Origin of the sequence: Streptomyces sp. NRRL F-2580, assembly GCF_000720115.1 — a bacterium.
Classification (GTDB): Bacteria; Actinomycetota; Actinomycetes; order Streptomycetales; family Streptomycetaceae; genus Streptomyces.
The window spans coordinates 79,740-85,739 of sequence record NZ_JOIR01000024.1 but is presented as its reverse complement, the minus strand read 5'-3'; the positions used below and the strand labels follow the sequence as shown (position 1 = coordinate 85,739).

The following is a 6,000-nucleotide window of genomic DNA, read 5'->3' as shown; positions in this document are numbered from 1 at the left end:
CAAGTTCTACCAGGGCACCGTCTACTGCGAGCACAAGCCCGAAAAGCCCGCCCCGGGCAAGGAGACCCCGGGCAAGGAGACCCCGGGCAAGGAGACCCCCACCACGGAGACGCCGACCACAGAGACCCCGACCACGGAGACCGAGACCCCGACCACGGAGGCGGAGACGCCGGCCGCGGAGACCGGTGAGGCACCCGTGGAGGCCGGCGCGGCCGCGTCCGGCTGAGTCTGGTACCCCGGTGGCGTAGCTCACCGCGCCCGCATCGGTTCACGCGGTGAAACCGCCATGCAGCTGATCAGCCCCTGCCGGGCCCTCGGGCCCCAGGGGCTTTGGTCCGCTCCTGCTCGGACTTCGCGCACTGTTGTTCCGTCAGGCCGGCGCGAGACATTCCCGACGACGTCTGGAAGATCATCTGCTTGTCCTCAACCGCACTTGAGGTCGTACGGTCGGCGCATGACCTGCTCGGCGTGCAGGTCCCGAACCGAAGTGCCAGGAGAGGAACTCCACATGACGGCCCATCAGCTGTCCGACGTCGAACTCGCCGGGCAGCCCGCCGCCTACTGGACCGGTGTCGCCTACGAGGCGCTCATCGCGTACACCCGGGCTCAGCAGGCCGCGAAGGGCTACACCCAGCCGCAGTTCTGGCTCCTGCGCAATCTGTCGGACAACGACATCTCGCCCGACGGCGAGGGGATGACCCTGCCCGAGCTGCGGGAGGCGATGGCTTCCTACATCCGGCCCGAGGACGATCTGGCGGCAGAGGCCGCGGTACTCCTGGAGCGCGGCTGGCTGACCCGGGACGCCGAGGACCGGCTGTGGCTCACCGAGGAGGGGGAACGGGCCCGCGTCGACCTCGCGCGCAACGCTCCCCCGATCCGCGCCGCCCTCCACGAGGGCATCCCCGACGCGGACTACGTCACCACGGTGAAGGTGCTTCACCAACTGATCCGCAACGCGGGCGGGACGGTGGCCTGACAGACCGAGGGGCCGGGTCGCCGGGACGGCGCGACCTCCCGGATCGGCGTCCGCGTGCCCAAGCGGTCCGGCGGCCCCGCACTGGTTCTTCCACCTCGGTACGGGGGCGCAGGACGGGGCAGCGCTTCGACGGTGGAGAGCGCCGGTCACCACGAGGGGTGGCCGGCGCTTCCACGGCGCCCCGCCCGGGGTCGGGGCGCGCGATCAGCGAGGGGGCCCGTCGTCGTACCGTGAGGTTGACGTCAGGCGGCAGCGGACAACTCCCGCAGCGCGACGGCGAGTTGTTCGAGCAATCGCTCGGCCTCGGCTTCGGACATTCCGTCAGCGCGTCTGCTCACCACGAGCTCCCAGGCGCCATCGGGCTGCGGTACAGCCTCGATCAGCAGCTCGAAACCGGTGTGGGGCGGACGGATGCGCAGTGCCTCCGCCGTCACCCCGGCGCCGAGGCGCACCCGCGGAGGCTGGCGTTGCAGGATCACCCAGACCTGGAACCACGGGTGCCTCTCGCGCTTCGGCTGCAAGGACCGCACCAGCTCGTCGAAGGGCGTACGGGCGTGCTGGAAGCCCGACGCGACGGTCCGGGCGCAGGTGGCCAGGAGCTCCGTGATGTCTTGTGCCGGCACAGAAGTCAGGGGAATCGGCAGGGAGTTGATGAAGCAGCCGACTATCGATTCCAGCTCGGGATTGTGCCGTCCGGTCGACACGGTGCCCAGGCACAGGTCCTCCACGCCGAACACCTGGGACAAGGACCTGCCGGCCGCGGCCAGCAGTGCGGCCACCGGCGTGCCGCCGAACGTGTCCGCGGTGTGCGTCAGCCGGGCGACCACCTCGGGGGACACCGGCAGGACGGATTCGACGCGGCGGTCCTGTGTTCCCTCGGAGGGGCGGGGCAGGAAGGGGCGCGGCGCATCCTTGAGCGCCTCCTGCCAGTACGGCAGATCGTGCCCGAGCCAGGTGTCGAGCCGGTCGCGCTCCCACTCGCTGTACCCGGCGTACGTGACGTGGGGTGGCTCGGCCAGTGATACGTCCGGGTCCATGGCAGCGGCGAGGTCTTCCATGAAGAGGGTCTCCGACCAGCCGTCGAAGGCCAGGTGGTGCACGCGCATGCAGAACAGGTGGGTCTGCTCGTCCACGCGGCACAGCCGCAGTCGCAGGGACGGCTCCTTCTCCAGATCAGTGGCTCCGCCCCACCAATCCGCGGAGACCGCTTCGGCGAGCTCTCGCAGATCGTCCCCACCCGCCTGGTGCGGGGCGCTCGTGCGTTCCAGGGCCACGCCGGCGTCGTCCGCCGGCAGGACGCGCTGTACCGCGCCGGCGCCTTCGTAGGGATACACGGTCCGCAGTACGGGATGGCGCGCGATCACCCGGCCGAGCGCCGCCTCGAACCGCTGGGTGTCCAGAGGGCCCTTCAGGGCGTAAGCGAGCACGACCACGTTGTCGGCATCGCCGGGGGTGAACTCTTCGGCCAGCCAGAACCGTTCCTGGGCCCGCGACAGGGGCGCGTCGCCGTGGTTGGCGTCCAGCGATCCGGGGCCGACATCAGCCGACTGCTCCCGACCGCCGCTCAAAGTCAGCAGCTTGTCGAGGGTCCGCTGCCGGTACACGTCGGCCGCCGTGATGTGGGCTCCGGTGCGGACGGTGATCCGGGAGGCGAGTCGCACCGCGTCCAGGGAGGTGAGCCCGGCGTGGAAGAGGTCCTCGTGAGGTGTGGTGCCCGGGCGGCCGAGGAGCTGTCCGACCTCGGCGAGCAGCTGGTCGGCGACCGAGTCGGAAGACGCGTCCGTGACGCCGGCCGCGGAGGCAGGCGTTGGAGCGGCGTCGCCGGAGGAAGCCGGCGCCGGAGCGGCGTCCTGCTCGACCAGGACGCGAACTGCCGCGTAGTCGGCCTTGCCCGTGGCGGTCAGTGGCAGTCGCCGCAGGTGCAGGAGCCGGGTCGGCACCATGGAGCCGAGCAGCGTACGGGCCGCGAACTCGCGTAGTTCGCGCGGGTCCAGGGGCGCGTCGTCGAGCGTGGTGTAAGCACAGGCCAGCTCGGGGCGGCCGGGCGTGGTCTCTATGCGCAGCACACAACACGTGGCGACGTTGGAGTGTGCTTCCAGCGCCTTTTCGACCTCGCCGGGGGCGATGCGCACACCGCGGACCTTGAACTCGCGGTCGGCGCGGCCCCGGTAGCGGTAGTTGCCGTCCTCGTCCAGGATGGCCAGGTCGCCCGTGCGGTAGTGGCGGACACCGTCCAGCTCGAAGAAGGCGCGCGCCGTGGCCTCGGGGTCCGCCAGGTAGCGCAGGGCGAGGCCGTCGCCCGAGATGGCGATCTCCCCGATGTCGCCCGGCTTCGCGCGTTCTCCGGAGGCGGTCACCAGGGCCACGCCGGTCCGGGGCACCGGCCGGCCGATGGGGACTTCGGTGGCCGTCTCGACGACGTCCTGGGCGCGCACGACGTGGGTGGTGGCGAAAATGGTGCTTTCCGCGGGCCCGTAGCCGTTCACGACGTGCAGGTCGGGAAGGGCCGCCAGGACCCTGCGGACATGCGCCGGTGAGACGCGTTCGCCGCCGACGAGCAGCAACCGGATGCCGCGGAAGACCTCGACGTCCTCCTCGGTCAGTACGTTGAACAGGGAGCTGGTCAGCCACAGGCTGTTCACCCCGCTCCGCACGGCTTCCCGCAGCGTGGCCGAGTCCAGGGCGGGATGCCCCCGGTCGAGGAGGACGCAGCAGCCGCCGTTGAGCAGTGGGGCCCACAACTCCAGGGACAGGCCGTCCCAGGGCAGGGGCGCCGACTGCAGGAAGACGCTGTCGGCGTCCAGGGGAATGGACGGGCAGCCGACCAGGGTGCGGATGGTGCCGCGGTGCGGTGACATCACCCCTTTGGGCTGCCCCGTGGAGCCGGAGGTGAAGAAGACGCACGCCGCTTCGCCGCCGTCCTCCAGGGGCTCCAGCGAGACGGGCCCGGGCGCGCCGGCCGCGAGGTGTGCGTAGTTCTCCTCGGACACCACCAGGGACGCCCCGGAGCGCCGGATGATCGAGTCGGTGCGAGCCGCGGGCCAGGCGGTGTCGACGGCGATGTAGGCCGCCCCCGCCTCGAGGACGGCCAGGAGCGCCACGACCAGCTCCGGCGAGCGCTCCATGCGTACGGGGACACAGTCTCCGTGCCGCACTCCCGCGGCGTGGAGCCCCTCTGCCATGGTGGCGGCCCGCTGCCGTAGTTCCGCATAGGTGAAGGTACGGTCACCCTGGCGGAGGGCGATCGCTTCGGGCGTGCGCTCGGCGTGGTGAGCGATGACGCGTTCGATGCGTTCACCACGTGCATAGGGGCTGTGGATGTCCATGGGTCATCGGTCTTTCAGCTAGTGCCGTGGCCGGGAAGATATGCCAGGTCGCGGTGTCCGGTGCGGTACGTCGCAAGGCGGAGGGCCGCAGCGCGTACGGGACGTACTCGCGCGGTCCGTCAACGCGGCGGGGCGCCGTGCCGGGCGCCGCGACCCGGGTGAACACCTCTGGTCGTGGCTCTGGGGCATGCGCGGGCCTTGCTGCGACGGACCGTCACACTCGCGTGTCGTCGAAGTAGGTGCGGCGCGACGCGATGAGGACCGTGCCCGCCTCCTCGACGAGGTCGAAGAAGTCGCTGAAGGTCAGGTCGGCGCGTGAACCGTCACGGAGGATGCCGGTGAACCGTCCCTCGACCGCGACCTGTCGGTCCGAGTGGAACAACGCGTCGACGACGTGCCGGCCCTCCACGATGACACGGCGGGTGGCGTAGAACTCGCGGAATTCAGCCATTCCCTGGATCAGGGGGTAGCCCGGTCGCTTGTAGCGGATGGAGGGGTGGAACAGGTCGAACATCGCCGGGTCCTGGCGGTCGACGCAGTCGTAGTAGCGGGGGATCAGTTCCTCCGCCGTGTTGATGGAGGCCGTCATATGGGGATGTCTCCGTCCTTGGTTCCGCCGAGGAGGCCAGCCCGGTCGGTCGGGCGGCGTGGCAGAAGATGGCGCGGTACTCCAGCGCGGCACGCCAAAACGTACATGGCCCCCGCACATGCATCCGGAAGGCTAGCAGGGTTCGCCGTTCACTTCGAAGGTGTTCTTCTTCGCGTTGGGGGGTGTTTGCCCGAGGTTGGTAGTGACCGTATCTCCGCTGGTGGCAAGGGAGTTGGGTGTCGGATGACAGCGACGCCGACGGGGTTTGCGTTGGTTACGCACCCTCCCCGAGGCCGCTGTTCCCCCCGGTTCCCGGAGCCGACGCGGCGGACCCTCCTCCTCCACTTGCGGAGGTCCTGCGGGCGGTGCCGGACTGTGTGATCTGCGCGATAGTTGGCCGATGCATGTTGTGGCAGGATCCTCGGGAGCCGTAGGTCGCCCGCGAGGTGATTGATACCCAACGCCCGCTCCGGTCCCTACAGTTCACGCATCCGCGTGTGCCGAGCACGCTCTGGCTTCCGATCCGCTTCAGCATTGGGGGGAGTACTGGCGCAGTGAACTCGACGGCGCGCCGCTTGCATTGGGCCTGACCTGCGCCACCTTCCGTCCGGCCGGGTTGCCGGGGTGCGCGGTGGCCCCGTAGGTCCTCGACTTCGACGGCCGTACGGCTGGGCCGGCCGCCGGGGCGGCGGGCGTGAGCGCCACGCCGAACGTGATTCGGTGGCACGCTGTTTGCGGCGCTCGACCGTCAGGACGACCTGCCGCTGAGCGAGATGGCAGGGCTACTGCCAAGGTTGCCGACACCGCACTCTTCCGCGCGGTCCCGTCACGATGGCGAGCGTCACGGCCGCTCGCCGGGAACCGCTCCGTCCGCCACCAGAGACGCTGTGGCGCAGGAGTCGGCTTGCGGTGAGGCGTATGTGGCCGTGATTCCCGGACCAGGGAAGACAAAGCCCGCCTTTGAATACTCGACGGGCCTGTTTGGCTCGCGTCTATTGGGGCCCGAGTGTCCGATTTTGGCCAGAACTCGTCACGGCTGGAGGCCGGACCGGTGGTCTTTGTCGTATCACCCGTTGAAGACTGACGAGGTGTCACCGATCCTTCGGGTT

4 protein-coding genes are annotated in these 6,000 nt (G+C 70.0%); 2 read left to right on the top strand and 2 right to left on the bottom strand.

Annotation, left to right across the window (positions count from 1 at the left end; genetic code table 11):
- Positions 1 to 226, top strand: a 226-nt coding sequence (locus IF88_RS46715; protein WP_030716832.1) for a hypothetical protein, incomplete at its 5' end; no start/stop codon positions are given.
- 282 nt (positions 227 to 508) lie between these two features.
- Positions 509 to 976 carry a MarR family winged helix-turn-helix transcriptional regulator gene (locus IF88_RS0125235; protein ID WP_030716829.1) on the top strand — a complete coding sequence of 156 codons (468 nt, stop codon included), beginning with the start codon at positions 509 to 511 and terminating at the stop codon, positions 974 to 976.
- Between the two features lie 242 nt (positions 977 to 1,218).
- On the opposite strand, the gene IF88_RS0125230 is transcribed toward IF88_RS0125235, so the two are convergent.
- Entirely contained in the window at positions 1,219 to 4,302 is a 3,084-nt protein-coding gene (locus tag IF88_RS0125230) for a non-ribosomal peptide synthetase (RefSeq protein WP_030716826.1), read from the bottom strand.
- 214 nt (positions 4,303 to 4,516) lie between these two features.
- A complete protein-coding gene (locus tag IF88_RS0125225) occupies positions 4,517 to 4,891 on the bottom strand; it encodes a nuclear transport factor 2 family protein (protein ID WP_030716823.1) in 375 nt (124 codons plus the stop codon).
- Between the last annotated feature and the right edge of the window lie 1,109 nt (positions 4,892 to 6,000).